Consider the following 26,422-nt stretch of genomic DNA (forward strand, 5'->3'; position numbering starts at 1 on the left):
ATGTTCTCGGGACAGGCATTTCAGGGTTGTTACACTCGTCACTTACTTTGATCCCCGGGTTGCAACCCGGGGTTATTGAAAGTTAAACCACTTCGTGGTTTTTATCTTATGTTTCGTGGCTCTTGATTCTTGTTTCTTGACTCTTCTGTCTTTGTCTCGCTTCTAAAATCTAACTTAGCGCATCTCTGCCCCTTTGAGTTCTTTGCGAGAAACACATTGTTCTTGCTTCTAAGCCTTTCCCTTCTCCACCAACAAACCTGTAATTTCATTCATGGCTTTCACCTTATATTCAAAATCTCCCTTAAGCGTGTCTCGGTATGCGTTGAGATTTTCTAGTAGGTCGTCTACTTCCTCGGGCAGTACTTCTTCTAGCAGCTGGCGAAATCTTTTGGCTGTAGTTGGGGATTTGCCATTGGTGCTGATGGCAATTTTCAGGTTCCCTTTAGTGACGATTCCACCCAAATAAAAATCACATAGATCAGGAGTATCTGCTACATTCACCAACAAAAACCTTTCTTTTGCATCATCGTGGATCTGTCTATTGACTGCCTTATCATCGGTAGCGGCGATGACAATGTGTTTTCCTCCCAAATACTTCTCATGGTAAAGATCTTCTATCAGTGTCACGTTTTCCACATCCTGGGCCAAAGCCAGAAAATCTTCGGAAAACTCCCTGGAAACCACCGTCACCTGGGCTTCCGGGCTACTTTTGAGCAGAAAACTCAACTTCTCTGTCCCCACAAACCCTCCACCAACTAGCAGAAAATTGAGTTCATGGGCTTTAAGGAAGATGGGGTAAAGGGTGTTTTTGGACATGGGATATGGGATGCTAGATATGAGACTTTAGATTTAAGATGCTTCGCAAGGAGAGATCATTGTTAGAAATATGCCTTCGGCGAAATATTTTGAAATAGATATTGATGGATATTTCCTCTGGGATATTGGATATTGAAATATAATCCAAGAAACGGGATAGAAATATACTTCGTGAAATTTAATAGAAATAAAAAAGCTTTTGAGATAGGGTGAAGTATTTCAATTTATGACTATCTGCTTTCTTCCACGTAGCCAAACAATAGATTGTTGGATGAACGATCCGTGGTTCTGTTGACGAGTATCCGCAACTTATAAAGCTACTTCTTACCCAACGTGCAACATTGCGGATACTCATATTTCAATTTATTTCTACTGTATTTCAATCATATTTCCATAATACATCAAACTCGATTTACTTCAACATTTACCACTTCAGCATAAATTTCCTTCAACCTATAACTTTCCTTCACTACTTCACCGATGATGATAATCGCAGGAGCTCCTACTCCTTCATTTTCGGCTTTTTCCTGGATGTCATTTATCGTACCAGCTACTACTTTCTGATCCTTGGTAGTTCCACTTTGGATGATCGCTATGGGAAGATCATGCTTAGAATAGTCTTGGTAGGTTTTGATGATTTCGGGCAGTTTTTTGGTTCCCATCAAGATCACAACTGTGGCTGTAGACTGTGCAGCCAATGCTATGTCCCTCGATATCTCACCCTTGGAAGTCGTGCCTGTTATCACCCAGAAACTTTCGGAAACTCCTCTTTTGGTAACAGGAATCCCTACTGCCGCAGGTACTGCGACGGAGGAGCTGATACCCGATACAACCGTTGTTGGTATTCCGAAGGCTTCAATATAATCAATTTCCTCGGAACCTCTTCCAAATACAAATGGATCTCCACCTTTCAGCCTAACCACATGGCCATGCTTCAATGCATATTCCACACAAAGTCTATTGGTATCCTCCTGTGGGCAAGAATGCTTGCCCACCCTTTTTCCTACATATATCTTGATTGCCTTATCTGGCGCATGCTTGAGCAATGATGGATCTATCAAAGCATCATAAAGTACCACATCAGCTTTGTTGATTGCCAAAATCCCTTTGAGCGTGATCAACTCCGGATCGCCTGGTCCTGCCCCTACTAGGGTCACTTTAGGTTTGATTTCACTTCTCATGCCTGTACTTCTTTAGCTCTATAATCACTGATAGTTCCGAAAACACTTTGGGCGGTAGCAAAATATGCCTTCGCAAACTCCTCAGATGGTTCGTTACTTTTTATTTGGTAGGTAATCTCTTCTATTGAATTGCCCAGTTCGATTTTTCCAGTTTGGGTAAATTGCTCGTCATATTGTTTCAATATGCTGGCATGTGAATTGGTATTCACACCTTCTGCAAGCAAAATAGCCTTTGCTGTATTTACCAAACCTGCATAGGTATGATAAATCGCATCTGACCATGCCCCAGATTCCAAACTCTCCTCTGCATTGGCGATTTTCTCACGTGCCTCCAAAAGCAACGTAGAAACCAAATCAATGATCACCCCTGCACATTCTCCTACACCGATTTCTTTGACATATGGATCATTGTTTCCCCAATCGATAAAATCACTTTCAACCACATCGTCGATGTTTGCTGTATCTTTTAATATCTCGTAGAAATACATTTGTCCCTGGCGGTCATAGTAAGCAAGGAAATTCTCTCCTTGAAGAGCATTTGCTTCGAAATCATCCAGTAGAATCCTCAATGCCTGAGGACCTCTTTTACTTGGGATCTTGATTACTTTGTCCGCAAACCTTCCTTCTCCATTTCCCAAAGTACCTCCACCTAGCAAGACCTGCAAAGCAGGAAGTACATTCTTACCAGCCTTGATAGACATGCCTTGGAATCCGATAGACGCCATGTTGTGTTGTCCACAGGCATTCATACAGCCTGATATTTTGATGGTCAGGTCTGTATTATTGAGGTATTGTGGATATTCGTTGAATATCACATCCTCCAACACATCGGCAGCTCCCGTACTGGATGCAATGCCTAGGTTACAGGTATCTGTACCTGGACATGCGGTGATATCACCAAGTGTATTGTACCCTCTATCTACAAATCCCAATTTTTTCAACTCTTGGTAGAAAAATGGAATCTGCTCATTTTTCACATCCCGAATCAGGATATTCTGTCTCAGGGTGAACCTAATTTCATTGTTTGCATGCTTCTTTACCAAATCTGCCAATAACCTTGCCTTATCGGTATAGAAATCCCCCAATTTCACCTTTATCCCAATGGCAACAAATCCCTCTTGTTTCTGGGGAATGATGTTGGTTAATTTCCATTGCTCATAAGCCAAATCAACCGGCTCCTCTACCTTGATGATTACATTGGAAGGAAGTGTTTGCGCAGCTTCATAATTTTTATAATCTATCGGATAAGTCTTGAATGGCAAAGATTTCTCCTCTTCCTTGACTAAGTCCAAGAACACATCCAGCCCTAAATCTTTGACCAAGAACTTCATCCTTGCTTTCATCCTTTTGGCCCTTTCGCCATGTCTATCAAAGATCCTGATCACACTTTCGATGAAAGGGATCAACTTTTCTGTTGGCAAAAACTCATAGACTGCATCGGCATGTCGAGGCTGGGAACCAAGCCCACCTCCAAGGAGTACTTTGAATCCTCTGACCGTTTCACCATTTTCAACCTTTACCTTGGGAATCACCCCGATATCATGAAGGTATGCCAAGGCCGTATCTTCATCACTTGAGGAAAACGCTATCTTGAATTTCCTTCCCATTTCTTGGGAGATTGGGTTTCTGAGAAAATATTGGAAAGTGGCTTCTGCGTAAGGAGTCACATCAAAGGGCTCATTGGGATCAATCCCTGCCATTTCTGATGCTGTTACATTTCTTACGGTATTGCCACATGCCTCCCTGATCGTCACATCGTCTTTTTCCAATTCAGCCCACAATTCAGGGGTCTGATCGATTTTGACATAGTGAATCTGAATATCCTGACGGGTAGTGATATGGAGTCTTCCTGTTGAATATTTGTCAGAGACCTCAGAGATACGATGCAACTGCTCTGAACTCACCCGTCCATAAGGAAGTTTGATTCGGATCATTTGAACACCCTGTTGCCTTTGCCCATAAATCCCACGGGCAAGCCTCAGGCTTCTGAATTTCTCATCATCAATTTTACCATCCTTGAAAAGGGCGATTTTCTTTTCAAGTTCGATAATGTCTCTTTCAACTACCGGATTTTCTATTTCTGTTCTAAAGCTTTGCATTTTATTTTTCTCTATAGGTTATATAGGTTTTTTATATTGTACAATGTAACAAGTACGATGTACTAAGCGCTGTAAACCTGCTTTAATAATTGACTTGGTGTACCTTAGTTCGAATCCCCTCACCTTTCCACCCCTAAATCAATCTAAGATCTCCCTTCTCAAATCTTCAATTAATAAAACCAACACTGACTGTATCGAAAGAGCCTTCATCTATGAGGATGAAGCTTCCAGTTGATTTATTTTGTTTGTATGAATCAAAATGGATGGCTTTGCTCAATCTGAAGCTTACTTTTCCGATGTCATTCAACTTCAATTGGTCAGTAGCTTCCTCCCCGGAGAAATCTGTATGGATTCTTGCCTGGATACTTTCTACTTTTGCCAAAACCCTATTGACACCATGTTGAAGTGTATATTTATCCCCCACCCGAAGTGGTTTGCTGTTTACCTGGCAGATGGTTGCAGCTATTGATTTTTCTGATTGTGGTAAATCATTCGTCTTGACGATGGTATCTCCTCTGCTTACATTCACCTCATCCTCAAGGGTGATCGTAACCGAAGAGCCCGGGATGGCTTCTTCCAATTCATTTTCAAAGAAATGGATTGATTTAATCTTGGATTCTGTTAGAGATGGCAAAACTGTAATCAAGTCACCTTTTTTCAGACTTCCACCGTAGACTTTGCCAGCGAAGCCCCTGAAGTCGTGATACGCCTCTGTCTTTGGCCTGATCACAAACTGAACGGGAAATCTTGCCGAACTGCTCTCTTGCAGATCTTGTGGCTCCAATACTTCCAAATGGTCCAAAAGGGTGTTGCCAATATACCAATTCATCAATTCAGACTTTTCGGAGACATTTTCACCTTTAAGTGCAGAAATTGGAATAAATGTGATCTGCTCACTTTGAAAGTCACTCTTTGCTACCAATTCTTCAAAATCCGATTTGATTTTCAAATAGACTTCTTCATCATAGTCCACCAAATCCATCTTGTTGACAGCCACGACTACATGGCTCAAACGAAGGAGATTGCTGATGAAAAAGTGTCTATAAGTCTGTTCGATCACACCTTTTCTGGCATCAATCAATATGATTGCCACCTGTGAGGTAGATGCTCCCGTCACCATGTTTCTGGTGTATTCCACATGTCCGGGGGTATCGGCCACGATGAAATTTGTCTTGTCGGTATTGAAATAAATATGTGCTACATCAATGGTAATACCCTGCTCTCTCTCTGCCACCAAGCCATCTGTAGCCAAAGAGAAATCCAGGTAATCATATCCCCTTTGCTTGCTGTTTCGCTCGATTGCCTCAAGCTTATCAGTGGTCAAGGATCCCGTATCGTATAGTAGTCTACCGATGAGTGTACTCTTCCCATCATCCACCGAACCGGCTGTAGCTATCTTTATTAATTTTCTATTTTCAGTCATCTTAATTTCTTTGTATTTCGCAGATTCCACGGATTTCATTTTTATTTTTTTTCTCCGAAGTTCTAATCAAGGTTTAACCCCTTCAGGGTTTTTCTTTTTTTCCGACATTTGTTTATCAAACAAAGAGTTTAAAGTCTTGCATCTTGTGTCTAAAATCTTGAATCTCTTTTTTTTAAAAGTACCCTACTTTCTTCCGTTTTTCCATTGCTGCTTCTGAGCGTTTGTCGTCGATTCTTGCTCCTCTTTCAGAAATGGTCGATAGTCTGATTTCATCCACTACTGCTTCCAATGTATCTGCTTCTGAAAGTACGGCAGCAGTACAAGTCATATCCCCAACTGTTCTGAACCGCACCATTCTCTCTACTACTTCTTCAGAAGTATCTCTGTAAACATGCTGATTTGCAGTCCAAACCATTCCATCTCTAAAGAAAACTTCTCTTTTGTGGGCAAAATAGATCGAGGGGATTTCCATATTTTCGTTTTTGATATATTCCCAAACATCCAGTTCAGTCCAGTTTGAAATAGGAAACACCCGAACATTCTGTCCTTGATGGATTTTTCCATTGAGCATATCAAAAAGCTCTGGTCTTTGGTTTTTCTCATCCCACTGACCAAAATCATCCCTTACCGAAAACACTCGCTCCTTGGCCCTGGCTTTCTCTTCATCCCTTCTTGCACCACCGATACAAGCATCAAACTTAAATTCTTCGATGGCATCCAGCAAAGTCGTCGTCTGTAGTGTATTTCTACTTGCATAACGCCCCCTTTCCTCGGTAACTTTACCTTGGTCAATAGAATCCTGCACATTCCGTACAATCAGCTCAAGTCCAAGTTCTGCCACAAGTTGATCCCTAAACTCGATCGTTTCAGGGAAATTGTGCCCCGTATCGATATGTAGCAAAGGGAAAGGGATTCTAGCCGGATAAAATGCTTTTTGTGCCAGTCTCACCAAAGTAATAGAATCTTTTCCTCCTGAAAAAAGCAAAACCGGCTTTTCAAATTGGGCCGCTACCTCTCTCAGGATATGAATAGACTCCGTTTCTTTGGGATTTGGTATAAATAGGTTTGACATAACTTCTTAATTTGTAATGTTTTTATTTCTTTACAGACTCTAAATTTCTTGATTCTTATCTCTCGATTCTCATCTAGCATGCAGCCCACACTCCTTCTTCGAATCCTCCCACCACCATCTGCCGGCCCTCGCTTCCTCTCCAGGTGATATTGCCCTTGTACATGGTGCGCAACCTATGCTGACAAATCCCTTGTCATGCAAAGGATTGTAGGGAATACCATTTTCATTGATGTATGCAATCATTTGGTCATAGGTCCAATCCAACAATGGGTTGTATTTTATTATTTGGTTGGCTTCATCCCATTCCAACTTTTGCATATCACTCCTATTGGGGCTCTGCTCTGCCCTAAGGCCTGTCACCCAGATACTCTTTCCTGCCAATGCCCTTTTGAGAGGCTCTACCTTTCTTACATAGCAGCAGGATTTTCTGTTTTCTACAGAATCGTAAAAACCATTGATCCCTTGCTCCTGAACCAAAGACTCAACGGAGGATCTTTCAGGATACAATAGCTCAATCCTCTTTTTGTATTTACTTTCTGTTCTGGCCAACAAATCCAAAGTCTCTGGAAACAACCTTCCTGTGTCCAGAGAGAATATATGTATGGGGATATAGTTTTCCACGATCAGCTGGGTAATCACTTGATCTTCCTGTCCCAAAGAAGTGGAAAACACCACCTTGTCCCTAAATAGATCAGAGAGAAAACCTAAGCCTCTTACAGGACCTAGACCATCAACTTTAAGTCTTAACTCATGCAAATTCTTTTGGATGCTCATCTTTTTTTTCTTTTGTAAATTGTTCCCAAACCCTCTCGTGAAAATAATAGAGTATTATCTTACTTACTACTTCAATAGATCCAATGGAAATGGCCATCTTCAACTGACCAGTAATAAAGAACGAGATGACAATCGTATCGAATGTCCCTACTATCCTCCAAGAAATCGATTTCAATAAACTCTTGATATTGCTATCCTTGCCTGTTTTGTCTACAAACCATTTTTTGATCGGCTGATCCAGAATCATAGGAACTTTATTAGAAGTTGAAATACAAAAGTATATAAACTCTATAAAAAAAGTAGGGTTTATGGAGAAAAAATTTTATTCTTTATCCAAAATATCTGCTAATGACTTGTTCTCCAGGACATTAAGCATTTCATCCCTTACTTGGATCATGACTTTATTCAATCCGCATTTTGCTTCATTTTGACATTCTACACATGGCTCATAGTAATTTAAGCTAACGCACGGGAGCAATGCAATGGGACCATCCAACAACCTGATCACTTTGGAAAGTGCGACATCTTTGGGTTCTTTGATCAGGTAATAGCCTCCACCTTTTCCTTTTTTGGAGCCCAGGAACCCGGCCTTCTTAAGTTCAAGGAGAATATTCTCTAAAAATTTATGCGAAATCCCATACTCCAATGCAATATCTTGGATAAGTACATTTTTTTGGTCTCTCTGCTTGCCCAAATAAGTGAGGGCATGAAAAGCATACTTGGTTTTTTTGGATAACATAAAACAAAAATAGCCTTTTTCTTTGATTTGAAAAGGGGAAACTAATGCCTGTTGGTTTCCGAAGGGAAAATTTAAGCCAAAAATATAGGCTTTACATAATTAGGGAGTTGAAATAAATGGGTGAAATTCTTCTGGCAAATATTCCCTCCCATAAGATTTGATGGATTTGATTTTAGCATGAGGACCAATATTTTGAACCATCTTTTCCTCTAGGTCCATGGTAGCCTTTTCTACTCCCAAAAAAGAAGGGTAAATTTTGAATAGTATCAATTGTGCTCCTTTCTGAACCAATTTCAATTCTTGCTCTTCACAAAAGTTGATCAGATCAACTAAAAGTACACCTCGACTTTCTTCCAATTCTATGACCTGATAGATTTCGGGGTAAAGCACCATCATCTTGACTGGTTCTTTCATTTTTTCTTGTGCCATCGAATGAAAACTTAGCATGGACAAAAATAATATAAGGATGGATTTCATGATCAATAGTCAAAATGTTTTAAGCCAAGACGTAATATGATAGAAGATTGTTGTAAGGATAAAACAAACAGGCTTTGGAATATGAAGTTTTATTTAATGTTCCACACAAAGTGTCCTCGGCTCTGATAACTAAAATCGATATTTTAGCGAATCAAAAAATTAGATTACAGGGCTATCCCATCATTTCCACACTTTTCCTGACACAGGGGACTACCTGGTCTCCAAAAAGCGGGGTAATGGACTATTTCAACAGTTACATCAAAGCTGATTTATTTGCGGACGACGATTCTCTTTTTTAAATTTTAATCAATCATCCCTGCAAATATAAAAATAACTTTTATATTTGCAGGGATGATTCGACGACATCTACATAAAGAATTTGCTTTTTCAGTATCCAATTTTCCTGTGACGGGGATCATTGGGCCAAGACAGGTGGGCAAAACCACTTTGGCCAAAACCTTTTCATACGAGAAACCTTTTCTTTATTTGGATCTAGAAAAACTGTCGGATCTTAACAAATTAAATGATCCGGAACTCTTTTTGACCTCCATACCAGACCACACAATTATTTTGGATGAAATCCAACACAAGCCCGAATTGTTTCCTTTGATTCGATCATTGGTTGATGAGCAGCGAACTCCCGGGAGATTTGTGGTTTTGGGATCAGCCTCACCTGAACTATTGAAACAATCATCTGAAAGCTTGGCAGGAAGGATCAATTATATTGAAATGTACCCACTGAACCTTTTGGAAGTAGAAGATCGAATTCCGAAGGAATCATTATGGATAAATGGAGGATTTCCTGAACCTGCTTTAAGCACCAGCAAAAAATTTATCCAAAACTGGTACAGAAGTTTTATCAACAGCTATATCCAAAGGGACTTGCCTTCACTTGGGCTTCCCGCCAACCCGAATGTAAGCAGACAAATGCTTATGATGATGGCCTCATTGAATGGCGCGACACTTAATTATAGCATGTTGGCAAAATCCCTGGGATTAAGCATTCCGACAGTAAAAACCTACCTGAGCTTCTTTACAAATGCATTTTTACTGACCGAGCTTCCATCTTGGTACACAAATATAAAAAAGCGTCTAGTGAAATCCCCAAAAATGTACTTCCGAGACAATGGAATGTTGCATTACCTTTTGGGAATCAGTGATAGGGAGTCCCTTTTCGGAAATATTGCTGTAGGAACATCTTGGGAGTCCTTTGTAATCCATCAGGTAAAATCAGTATTGAATATCGATGATGAAATATACTATTACAGAACCCAAGACGGTGCTGAGATTGACCTACTGATCAGAAGGGAAAACCGATGGCTTGCTGCAGCGGAGATCAAACTCAGTCTTTCACCAAAACTGACCAAGGGAAGTTATTTGGCCATGGGAGATTTGGGGGTAGAGAAACTGTTTGTCATCACGCCAGGTGAAGGCTGTTACGCTTACGAAGCAAATATTGAAGTGATTGGATTAAGGGAGTTTTTGAAAAAAATAATAGACTGAGCATAATCTCAAGCCGAAAGATGAGCAAGAATAGAATCACCGATAAAGCATGGCTTAAATAAAGAACAAGAACGAAAAAGGACTTCCGATATCATCCATGCAGTACTCAGCACCTTGTTTGGAATGATATTGCTTGTTTTCACGATTTACTACCACCAAATAGTTGCGCCAATCAGATCAACCCGAAACATTCAAGAACACCAATACTGGATCTATATTTTTGCTTTGGCAACATCCGGCTTGGCTTTGTTAATCAACGGACTGATGAAGGCTGTGGATATCAGAAAGAAATATTTTTGAGCATGTCTAGAAAACCTCGGGAAATCTTGAATTTCAAAATGATGTTTATGAGACTGCCTTTTCATACATATTTATATCAATACATTTTGGGGGCAGTTTCCCCATGGCCATATTTCAAACTCAATACATCTTCGTACCAAGCTTGGCCACACGTCCCCTAAACTCCTTCGGGGATTCCCCTTGTATTTTTTTAAAAGCCCTATTGAAATAAGATAGGTTTTGGAATCCACATTGGTAGGCTATCTGGGATATTGGCATTTCGGAGTCTTGCAATAGCTGGCAGGCCTGATGCACCCTCACCTGTGCCAAAAATTCCGTAAATGTCTTCCCTGTCCTTTCCTTGAAAAATCTGCAAAAAGCCTCTTTGCTCAGATGGGCCACCGCAGCCACTTCATTCAAACTAATGGCATTTTGGCTTTGTGTTAAGATAAAAGACATCACCTGTCCCATTCTTTTACCCTCAGTCTCCGTATAATCCCTTTGTGGGATCAGGTGATTCAGCAAATGGAGCTCATCGGAGACCTGTAGGTTTTTCAAAATCCCCAAGGCTGTCAACATCTTATCCAATCCCTGAATCTCGGAAAACTGCATCAATTCTCCACGGATCTTTTTTTGTTCCTTTCCCAATACTGAAAAGCAACCTTTGGTCTGTGAAAGCCAGTGTTGTAGCCCGACAAACTCTTCCACCTCTACCATACTTTTACCCAAAGCTTCGAAATCAAAAAACAGGGTGTATCCCAAGGATTGCTTTTCGGATTCAGGTTCGAAATACTCAGGGTCGGACCGAAATACATGTGGCATATTGGAAGAAAACAAAAACATATCTCCCGGACCAAATCTCCCCAAGTAATCACCTACCATCAACTGCCCCTTCCCCTCCAAAATCAAGGTAAGCTGCCACTGTGGGTGTTGGTGCAGCTTGTCATAAAAATGCCTCCCTGAATCTATCTGAAAACGGACAAACTCCTTGTTGGATTTTGGGATCTGGAATGAAATGATTTTTTTCATGGATAGGAGAAAATACAAGACGTAAGGTTTTAATATACCTTGGGTAATTTACGTAAAGGGACAAGAGCAAAACCTTGAAGTTTTACTCCAAGGCCCAGAGACCAAATCTATGGATTTGGTCTCTGGGCCTTTCGTTGACAGTCAACTATTGGCAATTATACACAACGTTTTAATTGCTTAAACTTACTTAAAGGCATAGTAAACCGAACAAACATATTTTTCGATTTTGTTATTTCGATATTAAATTAATCTATTTAACAGAATTTAACTACTATTCCGTCAATATTGTACCAACAACTACTAATTATGTATAGAAAAAAAACATTTTGGGACAGTAACTTTGAAAAAAGAATCGATAGGTTTATATCCTTTCTATTCTGATTCAGAAAAGGGTATCTGAACATAACTACAAAAGTCATCCAAATCGCCATAGGCCTGACGGACTTGACTATCCTCTAATCCCTCCTTTCTGAAAAACAGATGCAAACAAATCAAAACTACAACAATATGAATTGGCAAGGTGTATTCCCAGCAGTCACAACCAAGTTTCACCAAGACGGTAGCTTGGACATGGACATGTTTTTCAAAAATATCGATGCGCAGCTGGAAGCTGGTGTAAATGGAATAATTTTAGGCGGTACACTGGGAGAGTCTTCCGTGCTATCGTTGGAAGAAAAAATCCAATTGACTACAGAAACAGTCAAATACATCAATGGAAAAGTCCCTGTCATCCTCAATATCGCAGAAGGCGCAACAAAAGATGCTATCTACTGGACAGGGAAAGCAAAGGAAATAGGTGCATCAGGACTGATGTTGCTTCCCCCCATGCGCTATGCCGCAGATCATCGGGAAGTAGTTGCCTATTTCAAAGCCGTGGCAAACAGCACCGACCTTCCCATCATGATCTATAACAACCCCGTGGACTACAAAACATTGGTGACTTTAGATATGTTTGAAGAATTGGCTGCATGTAAAAACATCCAATCGGTAAAGGAATCTACTCGGGACATCTCCAACGTCACCCGCATGCGAAACCGATTTGGTGATCGCTTTAAAATACTTTGCGGAGTAGACACTTTGGCAATGGAAGAACTGGTCATGGGGGCTGATGGCTGGGTAGCTGGCTTGGTCTGCGCCTTCCCCAAAGAAACCGTCGCGGTGTACAATCTCGTGAAAGCAGGTAAATATGAAGAGGCTTTGAAAATTTACAGGTGGTTTTTGCCCTTACTCGAACTTGACATCCACCCCAAACTCGTACAATACATCAAACTCGCTGAGCAATTGACAGGCATAGGTACCGAATGGGTTCGGGAACCAAGGCTCACATTGGCTGGGGAAGAAAGAATCAAAATAGAAAACATCATCAAGATAGGCTTGGAGAGTAGACCGGTGGTTTGAGAGAAGAAAGATGCGAGAGGCTAGAAGCGAGAGACGAGATTCAAGACATAAGTGAAGGTCTCGCAGAGATCGCAAAGTTGCAGAGATGCGCTGAGGATAGTAGATGCTGGATTACAATCAAGTACCTAGCGAATTCTTGATTCATTATTCGGAGTTCAAAATTCATAATTTAAAAAATGTCGAATATTGTTTCTAGGGCAAGTTGACTGTCAACCGTTGACGGTTGACAATTATCCGCATCATTTCATATGCATAATTTTACTATAGGTGTCATTGCGGATAATCATATATCGAATTATGAAGTCCTATAAGAAAAAGTAAGTCTCAAAAAACAATGAAAAAAAGCGTCAACTATTTTCAGGACGTGACAAAGAGCCAAGACAGAGAGAGAAACTTGACCCTGTGGCCTTTGTCCCTCTGCTGCCTCCCGCAATTATACGGGACAAGTTTTGCGAGAGCCGAGAATTTGCCCTAAATTAACTTAATCCACTATTCAACCAATAACTAAATAAATCAACCATGAACTACGACCATATTTTCCAAGAAGCGCACGAGGCATTTTTGTATTATAAGAATGTTTCAGGAAAAGACAAAGCGGATTTCCTGAGGAGGATTGCTACTGGTATTGAATCAGAAAAAACCACCTTGATCCCTTTGGCTTCAAGTGAATCCAATTTACCTGAAGGAAGGATCACTGGAGAACTAGGCAGGACAGTTGGGCAAATCAGGCTTTTTGCTGATCTGATAGAGGAAGGAAGTTGGGTCGAAGCGGTCATAGACCATGCCAACCCAGAAAGAACACCTGCACCAAAACCAGATATCAGAAGATTTTTGACAGCCCTTGGACCAGTAGTGGTGTTTGGTGCGAGTAATTTCCCCTTGGCATTTTCCACAGCAGGAGGCGATACTATTTCGGCTTTGGCTTCGGGTTGTCCTGTGATATACAAAGCCCATCCTGCCCATCCGGAGGCTTCCAAATTGGTGGGGCAAGTGATATCCAAGGCAGTGATAGATTCAAACCTCCCCAATGGGATATTTACCCACGTGGAAGGCGGAATAGCAACAGGACAGGAGCTTGTCAAGCATCCAATAGCCAAGGCAATAGCATTTACAGGTTCATTTACCGGTGGCAAAGCCATTTTTGACCTTGCCAACCAAAGAGCTGAACCTATACCGGTATTTGCAGAAATGGGATCTGTCAATCCCATCATTACATTGAAGAATAAGTTGGGTGCAAATATAGATTCCTTGGCAAAATCCTTTGTAGGTTCCCTTACCTTGGGAGCTGGGCAGTTCTGTACCAACCCAGGCTTGGTCATGGTACCGAGCATACATGCAGAAACTTTTGCAATTGCCATCAAAAAAGAACTGGAAGATATTGCAGCGGCACCGATGCTTCACGAAGGCATTGCCGAAGCCTATTACAGCGCACTGTCTACTTTGCAGGACAAAAAGGAACTGGAATGGATCCAAGTAAGCGAAGCCAAAGACCTCATCCAAGCCTATCCTGCATTGGCAAAAATCAAGGCCAAAGACTGGTTGGAAGATGACCATTTCCAACAGGAAGTCTTCGGATCTTTTGCTCTGATGGTGGTCTATGAGGATTTCAGCGAACTCTACGCCATCGCCCAGAGGCTTCACGGGCAGCTGACTATTACCGTCTGGGGAGAGGATGAAGAGCTTTCCAATAAAATTGACCTGATCAATCTCTTGGAGGAAAAATGCGGGAGACTACTCTTCAAAGGTGTGCCGACTGGTGTCGAAGTAGGATTTGCCATGCAGCATGGTGGACCTTACCCTTCCACGACTGATAGCCGCTCCACATCGGTAGGAGCCTATGCCATCAAGCGTTTTGCCAGACCTATCGCCCTACAAGACATGCCGAATGCATTATTGCCGGATGCTTTGAAAGAAGAGAATCCGTTAGGGATTTGGAGGACTGTGGATGGGGAATTTAAGAAATAATTGAAATGTACTTCGTGAAATAAAGTAGAAATATGCTTCTCGAAATAATGTAGAAATAAGGCTTCGCCGAAATATATTGAAATAGATATTGATGGATATTTGCAGTGCGATATTGGTAGATATTGACATGTAATACATGAAATCAAGGTAGAAATCCACAGCACCAGACAAGTTATGCCTACGGCGAAATATTGTTGAAATATATTTCGTGAAACATGGCTATGCTTGGTTGCGGAGTGGGGAAATTGCTTTTAACAATTTCAAAGTGAGAATCTTCGAGGGTTGTCCAATTTAGGAGGATTGGTCTGTGGAGACACAGTCCAATGCTGATTAAGTCCAAACCCCCGAAGGTTTTTTTGGATAAAAGCGATTTCCTAGGTTGCAGAGAAATTCGCCAATGTATTTCAATTTTATTTCTACCCTATTTCAATCGTATTTCCACCATATTTCAATTCTATACTAATCTTAAAATATGAAAAAAACCTTCCAATGCATTGATGCGCACACATGCGGCAATCCGGTGAGAGTAGTCTCCGGTGGAGTTCCATTTTTGAAAGGAAATAATATGCTGGAAAAGCGTCAGTATTTTCTTGAAAACCTAGACTGGATCAGGACAGGCTTGATGTTTGAACCAAGAGGCCACGACATGATGTCTGGCTCCATGCTTTTCCCTCCACACGAACCGGAAAATGACTTCTCTGTTCTATTTATAGAAACTTCTGGCTGTCTGGCTATGTGTGGGCATGGAACTATCGGAACGATTACAATTGCCATAGAGGAAGGGTTGATACAACCCAAAAAACCCGGCTTTCTACGGATGGAAACCCCAGCTGGCTTAGTGTTGGTGGAATATAAGCAAGAAGGTAAAAAAGTAACCTCCGTCAAACTGACCAACGTCAAAAGTTATTTGGCTGCCGAGGGGCTGGAAATCGAAATCGAAGAGCTGGGCAAGCTGTCTGTTGATGTGGCATATGGAGGCAATTTTTACTGTATCGTAGATCCGCAGGAAAACTTTCCAGGTCTTGAGAATTTCAGGGCAGAACAATTGATCTCGATGGCGAGAAACCTGAGAAAGCAGATGAATGAAAAGTATGAGTTTGTCCATCCAGAACACGATCAGATTAGGGGTTTATCCCACATATTGTGGACAGGAAAAACCTTGGAATCCACCAGCACGGCAAGAAATGCGGTTTTTTATGGCGACAAAGCCATAGACCGATCCCCTTGTGGCACAGGTACATCAGCAAGAATGGCACAGTGGTACGCCAAGGGCTTACTCAAAGCCGGTGAGGATTTTATCCATGAGAGTTTTATTGGCTCCAAATTCACTGGAAGGATAGAAGAAGTCACCGAGATCGCAGGTAAATCTGCTATTATCCCAAGTATTGAAGGTTGGGCAAAAGTGTATGGATACAATACAATTATTCTGGATGATGACGATCCTTATGTACATGGATTTCAGGTAATTTAGAATATGGAAGATGGAACGCGGATGACGCAGATAGAGCGGATGGTCACAGATATTTTTCATCTGCGTCTATCCCCAAAATCCGTATCATCTGTGTTCTATAGCACACTGAGCCTATCCCGTAACCGGGGTGGCGCTGATCGAACAGATGACCACAGGTTTTTCATCAGCGACTAACAGCATAATCCATGTCATCTGTGTTCTATAGCACATTGAGCCTGTCCCGTAATCGGGATGACGCTGATCGAACAGATGATCACAGATTTTTCATCAGCGACTATCTGCATAATCCGTGTCATCCGTGTTCCATCCTGAAAAAATCCTCACTCCATGGGCTAAGTGTAGCAAATACGAAATTAAATTGGGGATAATTTTCTTGGAAGTAACTATATTTTTTTGGTTTGATTAGATTTTCATCAAATTTAACCTCCAAAGCAATTGGTGGCTGCATATCAGGAATAATAAAATCCACCTCTTTTCCATCTGCTGTACGCCAAAAACGAATAGCATCCTCACCATGCTTATCAACCAACATTCTAAACACTGTCATCTCCCATAGCTCACCTTTATCTATCCTCATATTTATCGACTGGAAATTATTGACCAGACAGTTCCTCAAGCCTGTGTCCATCAAGTATCCTTTTGGCATTTTTGTGAGTTCCTTTCTTAGATTCGCATAGAATGGTTTAACCAAAGATAAATGGAAACAGGTTTGCATGACATCCAAATAGCTTTGGATAGTCTCATTCCTTGTTTTCAAAGTATTTGCCAATTCATTGATATTGACCAATCGACCTGATTGTGACGCTATCAACTTCATAAGCTGGAAAAACACTTCTTCATTTCTAATACCCGCCTCTTGAATGTCTCTTTTCACAAAGGAATCCCTTATTTCTTTAAGAATTTCTTTCTTTTCATTGATATCTGATTCTATCACCACAGCAGGATATCCACCAAAAAGCATATATTCCTCCCATTCCAATCTTATCAATTCTATCTTGACTGATTTGTAGCTTTTATTTACTTGTATTCTTTTGATTTCATCTAATAATGACTTCTTGTTTTTCAACATCAAAAACTCCTCAAAGTCACAAGTATTGATTCTGAAAATTCTTTTTCTTCCAGCCAAGGAGTCTTTAAATTTATCATCCATATAAAAAGCACTGCTACCACTGCAAACTATCTTGACTTGATCGTTGTGATCATCATAAAGCAATTTCAAAAAATTGGATGGGTCGTTTAAATATTGTATTTCATCAATAAAGACAGTTACTTTTTGCTCCGTTGTCGGCAAATATGCCAATAAATTCAATGGAGAAATATTCAAGTCCTCCAAAAAGAGTCTGTTTTCGAGATTCAGAAATAAAGTGGGCTCTCCTTTACTTTTAAGGTTTTGTTCGAGATCTTTTAACAAGGTAGATTTACCTGTTTGTCTTGCTCCTGTCAATATCGTAAACTCTTTCTTCAAACAATGCTTCAAGAGTTTATCAAACAATTTTCTTTTCATGGCACCAGTCTTTATTAACACAATTATAGCTAAAATATTAGATATTTTTACTATTACAATAGATAAATTATCCGATATTTTTACTATTATGATCAAAAGACTATCGTGAAATCGACAAAGAACTTCCACAACACCCATCAATCCAATACCATTTTTCGTCAACCCATTCCAACTCTATTTTTCCAATAAACCTTATATTCGTAGATTGAAAGAAGCCAAAAGCATATAACCAAGACGCTTATCTTTCTCTATCAATACCATCAAAAACCTAAGCACCAAGTACTTTGTACATGGTACTTGATATATTGTACAAAAAATGAAACCAACCATCATCATCGGCGGCGGCATTGTAGGCTTATTTACAGCCTACTACCTACAGAAGCGAGGAATAGCAGTCACTATCATCGACAAAGGAGACATGCTTTCCAACACCTCCACAGGCAATGCCGGAATGATCGTACCGAGTCATATAATCCCTTTGGCAGCACCCGGGATGATCAGCAAGGGGATCGGTTGGATGTTTTCTTCCAAAAGCCCATTTTATATCCACCCCAGGTTTGACAAAAAACTATTGGAGTGGTCTTGGCTATTTTATAAATCTGCCAATGCAAAGCATGTGGAAAAGAGTATTCCGTACCTCAAAAACATCAGTCTACTCAGTAAGTCCTTGTACAATGAGTTCAAACAAGACCACATTGATTCAGAATTGGAATTGGCAGAAAAGGGCTTGATGATGCTCTATCAGTCTGCAGATATGGAAAAGGAAGAAGTGGAATTTGCAAAATTAGCGAGACTTCATGGCTTGGAGGCAGAAGTACTCAGTCCATCGGATATCGAAAAAATAGAACCAAATATACAAGTCAATGCCAGGGGTGCAGTTCTTTTTCCGGGAGATGCACATCTCTCCCCTACTGCTTTGTACAGTTTTTTGAAAAAACACCTAATCGAACAGGGTGCAGTTTTCAAACCCAACCTTCAAGTCAGAGGGTTCGAGAAGTCAAGAGACAAAGTTACCGCTGTAATCACAGATGCAGGAGCAATCGAAGGAAATCAGTTTATCCTATGCGGAGGAGCCTGGACAGGTGAATTGGCAGGAATGTTGGGATTTAGATTGCCGATGATGGGTGGAAAAGGCTATAGCTTCATTCAAGAAAACCAGCCTGAGATCAAGCAAGCAGCCATTCTGACTGAGACAAAAGTAGCGGTGAGCCCATATGGGCAACAAATCCGATTCGGTGGGACAATGGAAATAGCCGGCACCAATGAAAAAATCAATCTCAACAGGGTCAGAGGCATATTTGAGTCCATCAATCGCTATTATCCCGATTTCCAATCCAAATTCCCTGAGCCCGAACAAATTTGGAAAGGACTCAGACCCTGCTCACCTGATGGCTTACCATACATCGGACAGGCACCAGGCCTAGAAAATGTCCTTGTAGGATCTGGACATGGAATGATGGGAATCTCCATGGCTCCTGCTACAGGAAAACTCCTCACCCAAATCCATCAAAAAGAGTCCGAAGAAATCCTGATTGATGCATTTGGGGTTGGTAGGTATTAGTGACAAATCCGGTATAAGTAAACTAAAGTTTGCAAAATTTAAAAGTTGAGGGCTTAACTATGCCATTTATTTATGCCATTATCTGTACACCAAGATCATAGCCTACTGACTATGACAATTCCCAATTGAGGCTGTGGAAAAACGGTTTTTCACCATTAAATCATTCGGGTTGGCACCCTTCAAATTTCATTTTTACACAGCCTCCATTGCCTACTATACCAGTGGAAGAAATGCGGACAATATAATCTAAAAAAACTTATAGGATATCCCCACTGACCCCACTTCATCTTCTTTGAAATTCTTAAAAATAGATTCCAATGTAATCTTAAACTTAGGATGAAAATGAAAATCGATAGCTATCCTGTTTTTATAGTCCTCAAAAAACGAATTCTTAGTTCCCAAAGACCTTCCATATTTTATAGTCCAATCCGATCCGAGGAGATTTGTCCTATACCCCAAGTTGATGAAATGATCATATTTATAGCCAAATCCCGAAATCTCATCTTTGGACAAGAAACTATACCCTGTGTACGATAACTCCAACCCGTCAGACACTCCTGACCTTTTTCTATATTTCCCCAAATCTAAAAGCATAGAAATATCAATAGCTATTGGAAAGTAAGACCCAAGGAATCTAGGTCCAAAGTCCGCATTAAATTCAAGCCGCTCTATCCCTTCGAGATTATGATAACTAACAATCTCCTTCTCTCCGTTATCCCCTATTTTTAGATCCTTATTGAACAACCTATTATTATACCGACCAAACCAGCCATTGTCCAAAAGCATATTTCTTACGATATCAGTAATACCAGCTTCCTTCAAAATATGTAGCTCATCAATCTCTCCCAAATAAATCTCTATATCTGTCAAGCCTTTTCGATTGGTAAACCTTACTGTATGTCTGTGAATGGGAATTGCTGTATCTCCAATTTTTTTGTATTTAGTGCTCCCCCCATTTTCATAGGTCAACTGGGCAGTTTCCGGACTGAATCTAATGTTGTAATTATTGACTTTAAAGTCCAAACCAATTTGATTCACCAATTCGAAAAACGAGTCAATATTTTTTTCGAATTCGGGAAAATTTTCATCTTCACCAATATTTGTCCATAGGTACATCAGTTTCTTTTCTTCGCCGATATAAACTTTTAAAGTGTCATTGACTTTCTTTAATACAAAGTCCTCTTGGTCATAAGATGAATTGAAGAATTTGAAATCCCTACTTTCCTTAATTTTCTCTTGAGCATAGGATTTGCCGACAAAGCAAAGAGACAGTATCAAAACGAGTAACTTAATTTTTCTCATGATTTCCACGAATTAATGATTTTAAAATTGATTCTTGATTTATACTACTTTCCTTAGCTAAGTCTATATTTCTGTTGGCACCGAGAAACTCTGCCAATGTCATTCGTTGGAGGATTATTTTTTCTTTAACCTCCGATTTTGGATTCACCTTGTCCAAACTTGCCTGCAATCTCTGGGCAGCTAGACTAAGTTGAATCTCAGCTGAATTTGATTCTGTTGTTTGGATATTACCAGTTGAATCATTCTCGACTAGATCTGTGAGAAAACTGTCTACTGCTTTAATTTCAGGTTCATTTAATGCTTGTCTTAATGGTTCTTCTTTTGGTGGAGCAGTTTTCGACTCCTTGACCAAGGCTACATTTTCATTAGGCCTTACCAGTTCTGGCTTTTCCACTTCAGGAAGTGTAATAATTTTTATTTCCTGATTCTCTACTTCTGTCATTAATAGGTTTTCCTGAAAATCATCATTTTCTGAAAACAAAAAGATTCCAACCGAGGCAATCAGAGCTGCCGAGGCCGCAATCCACCAGAAGTATGGTTTTTTGCGATTACCTTTGGGATTGATTTTATTCCAAATCTCTTCTTGACGAAATTCTATTCCTTCAGGAAGATCTACATGATGGTCTATATTTTTTCTGTCAGGATGCATGGTTCAGTCCTAGTTTGGTGATTATTTCTCTCAAATATGCTTTTGCTTTACTCAGTTGGGACTTGGAAGTCCCAACCGTTATACCAAGTTTTTCGGAAATTTCAGCATGTGAATACCCTTCTATTTCATAAAGGTTGAAGATTGTTCTATATCCCTCAGGAAGCCTCAATATCAATTCGAAAAGCTCCTGATTGCTGAGTTTGTCTATTGCTGACTCACTTTGTTCTGCTACATTTTCATCTGGCTCGATGGTCTGTGGGGCATTTTTTCGCTTCCGCAAAAACATCAAAGACTCGTTTACAGCTATTCTTCTGATCCAAGCTTCAAATGATCCTTCCCCTTGGGGTTCGAAACTCGAAAGCTTGCCAAAAACTTTGGTAAATGTTACACTGAGAATTTCTTCGGCATCATGTTGATTTTTCACATACCTCAAACAAAGCATGAATAAGGGCTTTCCCATCAGCTCAAAGATTTTTCTTTGCGCCTTAGGCTTTCCTTTTTTTGCATCTTGTATAAGGTCTATGTCGATCAAATCAAATACTTTTGGCTTACAAAATAATAAATGCAGCTGATGGGAAAATGGTTGTCTGCCCCAGCTAAATTTCTCCCAATTTATCTTTACTTTCGACACCAAACAGAAAATCTTGAAAAGAATGAAACGGGCAGCGCTTCTCTTACTGCTTTTTACATGTATTACCAATTGTAAAACAATTGAAACCACTCAAAGAAAAAGCCCTGATCCACAGGAAATTTCACAATCTAGGTCAAATTCATTAGCAAAATTTGAAGAATCTCAGGTTGATCTATCTTTTGTATCTGAAGAATTCAGGGATTTTATTCCAGAGGTAATTTCAAGAGATCTTTTTTTGGATTACAATGGTTTTGTTTTGGAGTTTGACACCATGACCCAACATGCCAAATGGGTAAGTTATTTGCTTTGTAAAGATAATCTGGGGCATGGAGAAGAAAGGTCAAGCAATTTTAGAATGGAAAAAAGGTTGGGTCACCATAGCCCAAGGGATGCTTCTTACAAAAATTCAGGATATGACAGAGGCCATTTGGCTCCTGCTGCAGATATGAGCTACAGTACTGAAAGCATGTACGATAGTTTTTATCTTACCAATGCCAGCCCCCAAGTTCCTGGATTCAACAGGGGAGTATGGAAAAGGCTTGAGGAGCAAATCAGAAAATTCGCTGCGGAAAAAGATACAATCTTTATTGCTACAGGCCCGATCTTGGACAAAACCCTTCCAACAATGGGCAACAGTCAGATTTGCATTCCAGAATATTATTACAAAGTCATATTGAAAAAAGACCAGTTGAGCCCACAAGGCATCGCATTCATTTTGAAAAACGAAGCTGCATCAGGTACTTTGAGCAGTTTCGCTGTCAGCATAGACAGTGTAGAGGTTTTGACTGGAATTAACTTTTTCCCTTTGCTTGATGCAAAACAAGAAGCTCAAGCAGAAAGCAAGTTTGATCTAAAATATTGGTTTGGGAGTTGAAGTGGAATCTCATCATTTGTCAGAGAAAATAAAAATACCCCTAAACTCTCGCCTAGGGGTATTCCCAACCAACCACAACCTACTCCATTTCTACACTTTCAATATTCTTGAAGTATACCTGGTTCTCAGCATCCAAATCTACCAGAACTGCCGAATCATTTTTGATATATCCAGATAAGATCTGTTTGGACAACTCATTTAAAATCAACTTTTGCATAGTCCGCTTCAATGGCCTGGCGCCGAATTGCGGATCAAACCCGACTTGTCCCAAATAATCCAAAACCTCTCTGGTGGCATCGATTTCAATCTTTGCTTCTGCCAACCGCTGCTGTATTTCCTTCCATTGGATATCAACTATCTTTCTGATCACTTTCTGCGTCAATGGCTCAAACATGATCGTTTCGTCAATCCGATTGAGGAACTCAGGTCTCACTGATTTTTTTAAAAGCTCATAAACCTCCGTTTTTGTCTTTTCCAAAACCTCTTCCTTGTTCCACTCTTCCATTTCAGCAAACCGCTCTTGGATCAGACCTGAACCAATATTTGTCGTCAGGATAATGATCGTGTTTTTGAAATTGGCAATCCGGCCTTTATTGTCCGTCAACCTCCCATCATCCAATACCTGCAACAAAATATTGAATACATCCGGGTGGGCTTTTTCTATTTCGTCCAAAAGCACTACGGAATAGGGCTTTCTCCTAACCGCTTCGGTCAACTGTCCTCCTTCATCATAGCCCACATATCCTGGAGGCGCTCCCACCAGCCTGCTCACCGCATGTCTTTCCTGATACTCGGACATATCGATCCTTACCATGGCATTGTCGTCATTGAAGAGGTACTCGGCAAGTGCCTTCGCCAACTCTGTCTTGCCTACACCTGTGGTACCCATGAATATAAAGGAACCGATAGGGCGTTTTGGATCTTGCAAGCCTGCCCTGCTTCTTCTCACGGCATCTGACAAAGCCGTGATGGCTTCAGACTGCCCAGCTACCCTTTTTCCCAATTCATCTTCCAAGTGAAGCAGTTTTTCCCTTTCACTTTGGATCATTTTGGAAAGTGGTATACCTGTCCATTTGGATACCACGGCTGCGATATCTTCATGGTCGACTTCCTCTTTCAGGAGTGGTGACCCCTGCTGCATTTCAGCCAACTGGGACTTAAAAGCCTCCAGATTCTTTTCTGCTTCTACGATCTTGCCATACCTGATTTCAGCTACCTTCCCAAAATCACCTGCCCGCTCAGCTTGTTCTGCTTCCAGTTTTAGCTTGTCAATATTTTCCTTTTCAGTCCGGATTCCTGTAATGACACCTTTCTCACTTTCCCATTTGGCTTTGATACTTTGTCTTTTTTCGGTGAGTTCGGCGATTTCTTTACTGAGGACAGTCTCTTTATCCTTGTTGTTTTCCCTTCTGATTGCTTCCCTCTCAATCTCCAACTGCATGATCCTCCTGTTGAGCTCATCCAATTCCTGCGGAAGAGAATCTATTTCCATCCTGAGTTTTGCGGCAGCCTCATCCATCAAATCAATTGCTTTATCAGGCAAAAACCTATCAGAAATATATCTTTGGGATAATTCGACTGCAGAAATCACCGCATCGTCCTTGATTCTTACTCCATGGTGCAATTCGTACTTATCCTTGATTCCCCTGAGGATGGATATCGCATCTGCCGCATCCGGCTCGTCAACTATCACTGACTGAAATCTCCTCTCCAAGGCTTTATCCTTTTCGATGTATTTCTGATATTCCTTCAGTGTAGTTGCTCCAATTGCATGCAACTCGCCCCTTGCCAGAGCAGGTTTGAGCAAATTGGCTGCATCCATTGCGCCCTCTCCGCCACCAGCACCGATCAGAGTATGTATCTCGTCTATAAAAAGAATGATCTGACCATCCGAATCTGTCACTTCCTTGATCACAGCTTTGAGACGTTCTTCAAACTCCCCTTTGTATTTGGCACCTGCTACCAGCAAACCCATATCCAGGGATATCAATGTCTTGGTCTTGAGATTCTCTGGTACATCCCCACTGACTATCCTCTGTGCCAAGCCCTCTACAATCGCTGTCTTGCCCACTCCCGGTTCACCGAGCAAAATCGGATTGTTTTTTGTTCTCCTGGCCAAAATCTGCAAGACTCTCCTGATCTCTTCATCTCTTCCGATTACAGGATCTATTTTGCCTTTTAAGGCCAGTTCGTTCAGGTTCTTGGAGTATTTTTCCAATGCCCTGTATTTTGATTCTGCGTTTTGATCTGTCACTTTATTGCCTTGTCTTAGTTCCTTGATTGCTTCGATCAATGGTTTTTCTTTTAGCCCTTGATCTTTTAATAGTAGAGCGGCCTTATCCGTCCCATTGAGAATAGCCAAAAGCAAATGCTCAATAGCTACATACTCGTCCCCAAATGTCTTAAGGTAGTCCTTTGCTTTACCCAGTACTTGGTTGGAAGCATTGGACAAATATGGCTGCTGTCCGCTCACTTTGGGGAGGTTTTTGATTATTTCGTTTAATCCCCCAGTGATTGACTCTTTATTTATATTCAGCTTCTTGAAAATAAAGTCTGTTACATTTTCATCCTCGGAAAGGATTCCCAAGAGCAAATGTGCAGGCTCAATCAACTGCTGCTGTTCAGACATTGTCAATTCCGCTGCTTTCTGTATTGCTTCTTGTGATTTTATAGTGAATTGATTGAAATCCATATTGCTAAATTTTGATTATCATGTGGCTTTGGTTCATTTTCATCAAATCTTCAACCAAACGGATTTACACTGATTTTTCGGAAAAAACGACATGAAAACGAACAAAAACTCTTTAAAAAATGCCAAAAAGTCAGGGATTTCATAAAAAAACCCATGCCTGATGGACATGGGTTTTTTGTTCATACACTGATTGATTTTACTATCGATTCCTATCTTCCCTTGATCTGTATCTCTGCATATCCCTTTCAAACTTGGAAATATCGGCGTTTGCTTTCTCCACATCAATCTCCATCTGTTTTAACTTGAGCTCCATCTTGGCCAATTTATCATTGGTGGTTCCTTTTTGGACTGCTTTCTCAATTTTCAGATTTTGCTGGGAATATTTCAACTCAGCTTTTTGTCTTTTCGAAAGTGCTTTATCATACCCACTTTGGGCTTTCTCCAGGTTTTTTATCCGTTTTTCCTCAGCTTTTTCGGCAGCTTGGATTCTTTTTAATTCCTTTTCCTCCGCCTTTATTGCTGCTTTTTCTTCTTTAGCTGCCTGTTTTTCTTCCTTGGCAGCCTGTTTCATTGCCGCAATTTCTTCCTTGGTCTGTTCTTTTTTGCTCTCCGCTTCTTGTGCAAACCCCTGAAAACTAATGAGCAGGCCTATTAAAAAAATCCCTGCGATGGTTTTTATCTTTTTCATAACTAATAGAATTTGTTAAACGTTAATTTATAATAATCTACACAATTTTTATTCCTAATCTTCTCAAGAACTAATTTAATCCAAAATTACTCAAATATTCTAAAAATATTAACAGCCATTTAACTTCATTTTTAAAACATAAATTTTGTACTTTACATCATCAAAAAAGTACCTACAAAACAAACCTAAATACTTCCCCCGAAAGAAGGCGAAATTATTTTCTGATAAACGTCAAAAAAATGAGTTTTTATTCCAAAACAACCCAATTCAACAACATTACCATTGATGGAAAAGA

Annotated in this window: 22 protein-coding genes; 6 read left to right on the top strand and 16 right to left on the bottom strand. The window is 40.4% G+C overall.

Going from position 1 to position 26,422, the window contains the following annotated elements; genetic code table 11:
* Positions 1 to 228 precede the first annotated feature (228 nt).
* From ACFSKL_RS05220 to ACFSKL_RS05260, 9 genes are all read right to left on the bottom strand, one after another.
* A complete protein-coding gene (locus tag ACFSKL_RS05220) occupies positions 229 to 816 on the bottom strand; it encodes a precorrin-2 dehydrogenase/sirohydrochlorin ferrochelatase family protein (RefSeq protein ID WP_376884101.1) in 588 nt (195 codons plus the stop codon).
* Between the two features lie 401 nt (positions 817 to 1,217).
* On the bottom strand, positions 1,218 to 1,997 hold the full coding sequence (gene cobA, locus ACFSKL_RS05225; protein ID WP_376884103.1) for a uroporphyrinogen-III C-methyltransferase: 780 nt from the start codon (positions 1,995 to 1,997) through the stop codon (positions 1,218 to 1,220).
* Positions 1,994 to 4,096 (bottom strand): HEPN domain-containing protein, encoded by a 2,103-nt coding sequence (locus ACFSKL_RS05230; RefSeq protein WP_376884104.1) that lies wholly within the window; start codon positions 4,094 to 4,096, stop codon positions 1,994 to 1,996. The genes cobA and ACFSKL_RS05230 overlap by 4 nt, the downstream gene beginning before the upstream one ends.
* Positions 4,097 to 4,262: 166 nt before the next feature.
* Positions 4,263 to 5,558, bottom strand: coding sequence for a sulfate adenylyltransferase subunit 1 (locus ACFSKL_RS05235; RefSeq protein WP_376884106.1), 1,296 nt, complete (start codon positions 5,556 to 5,558; stop codon positions 4,263 to 4,265).
* Between the two features lie 133 nt (positions 5,559 to 5,691).
* Positions 5,692 to 6,591 carry a sulfate adenylyltransferase subunit CysD gene (gene cysD, locus ACFSKL_RS05240; protein ID WP_376884108.1) on the bottom strand — a complete coding sequence of 300 codons (900 nt, stop codon included), beginning with the start codon at positions 6,589 to 6,591 and terminating at the stop codon, positions 5,692 to 5,694.
* Positions 6,592 to 6,660: 69 nt separating this feature from the next.
* Complete coding sequence (locus tag ACFSKL_RS05245; protein WP_376884110.1) at positions 6,661 to 7,365, bottom strand: phosphoadenylyl-sulfate reductase; 705 nt, start codon at positions 7,363 to 7,365, stop codon at positions 6,661 to 6,663.
* Positions 7,340 to 7,612 carry a DUF2061 domain-containing protein gene (locus ACFSKL_RS05250; RefSeq protein WP_376884112.1) on the bottom strand — a complete coding sequence of 91 codons (273 nt, stop codon included), beginning with the start codon at positions 7,610 to 7,612 and terminating at the stop codon, positions 7,340 to 7,342. The genes ACFSKL_RS05245 and ACFSKL_RS05250 overlap by 26 nt, the downstream gene beginning before the upstream one ends.
* 75 nt (positions 7,613 to 7,687) lie before the next feature.
* Entirely contained in the window at positions 7,688 to 8,104 is a 417-nt protein-coding gene (locus ACFSKL_RS05255) for an RrF2 family transcriptional regulator (RefSeq protein WP_376884114.1), read from the bottom strand.
* Between the two features lie 99 nt (positions 8,105 to 8,203).
* Positions 8,204 to 8,533 (bottom strand): hypothetical protein, encoded by a 330-nt coding sequence (locus ACFSKL_RS05260; RefSeq protein ID WP_376884115.1) that lies wholly within the window; start codon positions 8,531 to 8,533, stop codon positions 8,204 to 8,206.
* A gap of 399 nt (positions 8,534 to 8,932) precedes the next feature.
* Here ACFSKL_RS05260 and ACFSKL_RS05265 point away from each other — a divergent pair, with 399 nt between their 5' ends.
* On the top strand, positions 8,933 to 10,084 hold the full coding sequence (locus ACFSKL_RS05265; protein ID WP_376884117.1) for an ATP-binding protein: 1,152 nt from the start codon (positions 8,933 to 8,935) through the stop codon (positions 10,082 to 10,084).
* 420 nt (positions 10,085 to 10,504) lie between these two features.
* On the opposite strand, the gene ACFSKL_RS05270 is transcribed toward ACFSKL_RS05265, so the two are convergent.
* Positions 10,505 to 11,392 (bottom strand): AraC family transcriptional regulator, encoded by an 888-nt coding sequence (locus tag ACFSKL_RS05270; protein WP_376884119.1) that lies wholly within the window; start codon positions 11,390 to 11,392, stop codon positions 10,505 to 10,507.
* A 507-nt stretch (positions 11,393 to 11,899) separates the two neighbouring features.
* On the opposite strand from ACFSKL_RS05270, the gene ACFSKL_RS05275 reads away from it, so the two are divergent.
* The 3 genes from ACFSKL_RS05275 to ACFSKL_RS05285 all read left to right on the top strand — a co-directional run bounded on the left by ACFSKL_RS05275 (position 11,900) and on the right by ACFSKL_RS05285 (position 16,226).
* Positions 11,900 to 12,790: a dihydrodipicolinate synthase family protein gene (locus ACFSKL_RS05275; RefSeq protein ID WP_376884669.1), complete on the top strand. Its 891-nt coding sequence runs from the start codon at positions 11,900 to 11,902 to the stop codon at positions 12,788 to 12,790.
* 519 nt (positions 12,791 to 13,309) lie between these two features.
* Complete coding sequence (locus ACFSKL_RS05280; RefSeq protein WP_376884121.1) at positions 13,310 to 14,755, top strand: aldehyde dehydrogenase (NADP(+)); 1,446 nt, start codon at positions 13,310 to 13,312, stop codon at positions 14,753 to 14,755.
* 472 nt (positions 14,756 to 15,227) lie between these two features.
* The gene (locus ACFSKL_RS05285; protein WP_376884123.1) at positions 15,228 to 16,226 is read left to right on the top strand and encodes a 4-hydroxyproline epimerase; all 999 of its coding nucleotides are present in this window, start codon (positions 15,228 to 15,230) and stop codon (positions 16,224 to 16,226) included.
* A gap of 292 nt (positions 16,227 to 16,518) precedes the next feature.
* Here ACFSKL_RS05285 and ACFSKL_RS05290 read toward each other — a convergent pair whose 3' ends face one another.
* The gene (locus tag ACFSKL_RS05290) at positions 16,519 to 17,730 is read right to left on the bottom strand and encodes an ATP-binding protein (RefSeq protein WP_376884125.1); all 1,212 of its coding nucleotides are present in this window, start codon (positions 17,728 to 17,730) and stop codon (positions 16,519 to 16,521) included.
* Positions 17,731 to 18,046: 316 nt separating this feature from the next.
* Between ACFSKL_RS05290 and ACFSKL_RS05295 the strand changes: the two genes are divergently transcribed.
* A complete protein-coding gene (locus tag ACFSKL_RS05295) occupies positions 18,047 to 19,291 on the top strand; it encodes an NAD(P)/FAD-dependent oxidoreductase (protein WP_376884126.1) in 1,245 nt (414 codons plus the stop codon).
* A 246-nt stretch (positions 19,292 to 19,537) separates the two neighbouring features.
* Here ACFSKL_RS05295 and ACFSKL_RS05300 read toward each other — a convergent pair whose 3' ends face one another.
* From ACFSKL_RS05300 to ACFSKL_RS05310, 3 genes are read right to left on the bottom strand one after another with little or no spacing between them, the layout of a single operon-like run.
* Positions 19,538 to 20,593: a hypothetical protein gene (locus tag ACFSKL_RS05300; protein WP_376884128.1), complete on the bottom strand. Its 1,056-nt coding sequence runs from the start codon at positions 20,591 to 20,593 to the stop codon at positions 19,538 to 19,540.
* Entirely contained in the window at positions 20,580 to 21,242 is a 663-nt protein-coding gene (locus ACFSKL_RS05305) for a hypothetical protein (RefSeq protein ID WP_376884130.1), read from the bottom strand. The genes ACFSKL_RS05300 and ACFSKL_RS05305 overlap by 14 nt, the downstream gene beginning before the upstream one ends.
* Positions 21,232 to 21,774, bottom strand: coding sequence for an RNA polymerase sigma factor (locus tag ACFSKL_RS05310; protein ID WP_376884132.1), 543 nt, complete (start codon positions 21,772 to 21,774; stop codon positions 21,232 to 21,234). The genes ACFSKL_RS05305 and ACFSKL_RS05310 overlap by 11 nt, the downstream gene beginning before the upstream one ends.
* Before the next feature lie 121 nt (positions 21,775 to 21,895).
* On the opposite strand from ACFSKL_RS05310, the gene ACFSKL_RS05315 reads away from it, so the two are divergent.
* Positions 21,896 to 22,747, top strand: a complete 852-nt coding sequence (locus ACFSKL_RS05315; RefSeq protein WP_376884671.1) for a DNA/RNA non-specific endonuclease — start codon at positions 21,896 to 21,898, stop codon at positions 22,745 to 22,747.
* Positions 22,748 to 22,826: 79 nt separating this feature from the next.
* Here ACFSKL_RS05315 and clpB read toward each other — a convergent pair whose 3' ends face one another.
* Positions 22,827 to 25,439, bottom strand: coding sequence for an ATP-dependent chaperone ClpB (gene clpB, locus ACFSKL_RS05320; RefSeq protein WP_376884133.1), 2,613 nt, complete (start codon positions 25,437 to 25,439; stop codon positions 22,827 to 22,829).
* Positions 25,440 to 25,638: 199 nt separating this feature from the next.
* Positions 25,639 to 26,127 carry a hypothetical protein gene (locus ACFSKL_RS05325; RefSeq protein ID WP_376884135.1) on the bottom strand — a complete coding sequence of 163 codons (489 nt, stop codon included), beginning with the start codon at positions 26,125 to 26,127 and terminating at the stop codon, positions 25,639 to 25,641.
* Positions 26,128 to 26,422 lie beyond the last annotated feature (295 nt).

The organism is Belliella marina (assembly GCF_042682445.1).
Lineage (GTDB): Bacteria > Bacteroidota > Bacteroidia > Cytophagales > Cyclobacteriaceae > Belliella > Belliella marina.

What these genes read in the sequence shown, in the direction of transcription:
- ACFSKL_RS05245 (WP_376884110.1), bottom strand. Translation starts at nt 7,365, where the DNA reads ATGAGCATCCAAAAGAATTTGCATGAGTTAAGACTTAAAGTTGATGGT.
- ACFSKL_RS05235 (WP_376884106.1), bottom strand. Translation starts at nt 5,558, where the DNA reads ATGAAATCCGTGGAATCTGCGAAATACAAAGAAATTAAGATGACTGAA.
- ACFSKL_RS05315 (WP_376884671.1), top strand. Translation starts at nt 21,896, where the DNA reads ATGAAACGGGCAGCGCTTCTCTTACTGCTTTTTACATGTATTACCAAT.
- ACFSKL_RS05255 (WP_376884114.1), bottom strand. Translation starts at nt 8,104, where the DNA reads ATGTTATCCAAAAAAACCAAGTATGCTTTTCATGCCCTCACTTATTTG.
- ACFSKL_RS05230 (WP_376884104.1), bottom strand. Translation starts at nt 4,096, where the DNA reads ATGCAAAGCTTTAGAACAGAAATAGAAAATCCGGTAGTTGAAAGAGAC.
- ACFSKL_RS05300 (WP_376884128.1), bottom strand. Translation starts at nt 20,593, where the DNA reads ATGAGAAAAATTAAGTTACTCGTTTTGATACTGTCTCTTTGCTTTGTC.
- ACFSKL_RS05275 (WP_376884669.1), top strand. Translation starts at nt 11,900, where the DNA reads ATGAATTGGCAAGGTGTATTCCCAGCAGTCACAACCAAGTTTCACCAA.
- ACFSKL_RS05295 (WP_376884126.1), top strand. Translation starts at nt 18,047, where the DNA reads ATGAAACCAACCATCATCATCGGCGGCGGCATTGTAGGCTTATTTACA.
- ACFSKL_RS05220 (WP_376884101.1), bottom strand. Translation starts at nt 816, where the DNA reads ATGTCCAAAAACACCCTTTACCCCATCTTCCTTAAAGCCCATGAACTC.
- ACFSKL_RS05260 (WP_376884115.1), bottom strand. Translation starts at nt 8,533, where the DNA reads ATGGCACAAGAAAAAATGAAAGAACCAGTCAAGATGATGGTGCTTTAC.
- ACFSKL_RS05290 (WP_376884125.1), bottom strand. Translation starts at nt 17,730, where the DNA reads ATGAAAAGAAAATTGTTTGATAAACTCTTGAAGCATTGTTTGAAGAAA.
- ACFSKL_RS05265 (WP_376884117.1), top strand. Translation starts at nt 8,933, where the DNA reads ATGATTCGACGACATCTACATAAAGAATTTGCTTTTTCAGTATCCAAT.
- ACFSKL_RS05250 (WP_376884112.1), bottom strand. Translation starts at nt 7,612, where the DNA reads ATGATTCTGGATCAGCCGATCAAAAAATGGTTTGTAGACAAAACAGGC.
- cysD (WP_376884108.1), bottom strand. Translation starts at nt 6,591, where the DNA reads ATGTCAAACCTATTTATACCAAATCCCAAAGAAACGGAGTCTATTCAT.
- clpB (WP_376884133.1), bottom strand. Translation starts at nt 25,439, where the DNA reads ATGGATTTCAATCAATTCACTATAAAATCACAAGAAGCAATACAGAAA.
- ACFSKL_RS05285 (WP_376884123.1), top strand. Translation starts at nt 15,228, where the DNA reads ATGAAAAAAACCTTCCAATGCATTGATGCGCACACATGCGGCAATCCG.
- ACFSKL_RS05270 (WP_376884119.1), bottom strand. Translation starts at nt 11,392, where the DNA reads ATGAAAAAAATCATTTCATTCCAGATCCCAAAATCCAACAAGGAGTTT.
- ACFSKL_RS05280 (WP_376884121.1), top strand. Translation starts at nt 13,310, where the DNA reads ATGAACTACGACCATATTTTCCAAGAAGCGCACGAGGCATTTTTGTAT.
- ACFSKL_RS05325 (WP_376884135.1), bottom strand. Translation starts at nt 26,127, where the DNA reads ATGAAAAAGATAAAAACCATCGCAGGGATTTTTTTAATAGGCCTGCTC.
- ACFSKL_RS05305 (WP_376884130.1), bottom strand. Translation starts at nt 21,242, where the DNA reads ATGCATCCTGACAGAAAAAATATAGACCATCATGTAGATCTTCCTGAA.
- cobA (WP_376884103.1), bottom strand. Translation starts at nt 1,997, where the DNA reads ATGAGAAGTGAAATCAAACCTAAAGTGACCCTAGTAGGGGCAGGACCA.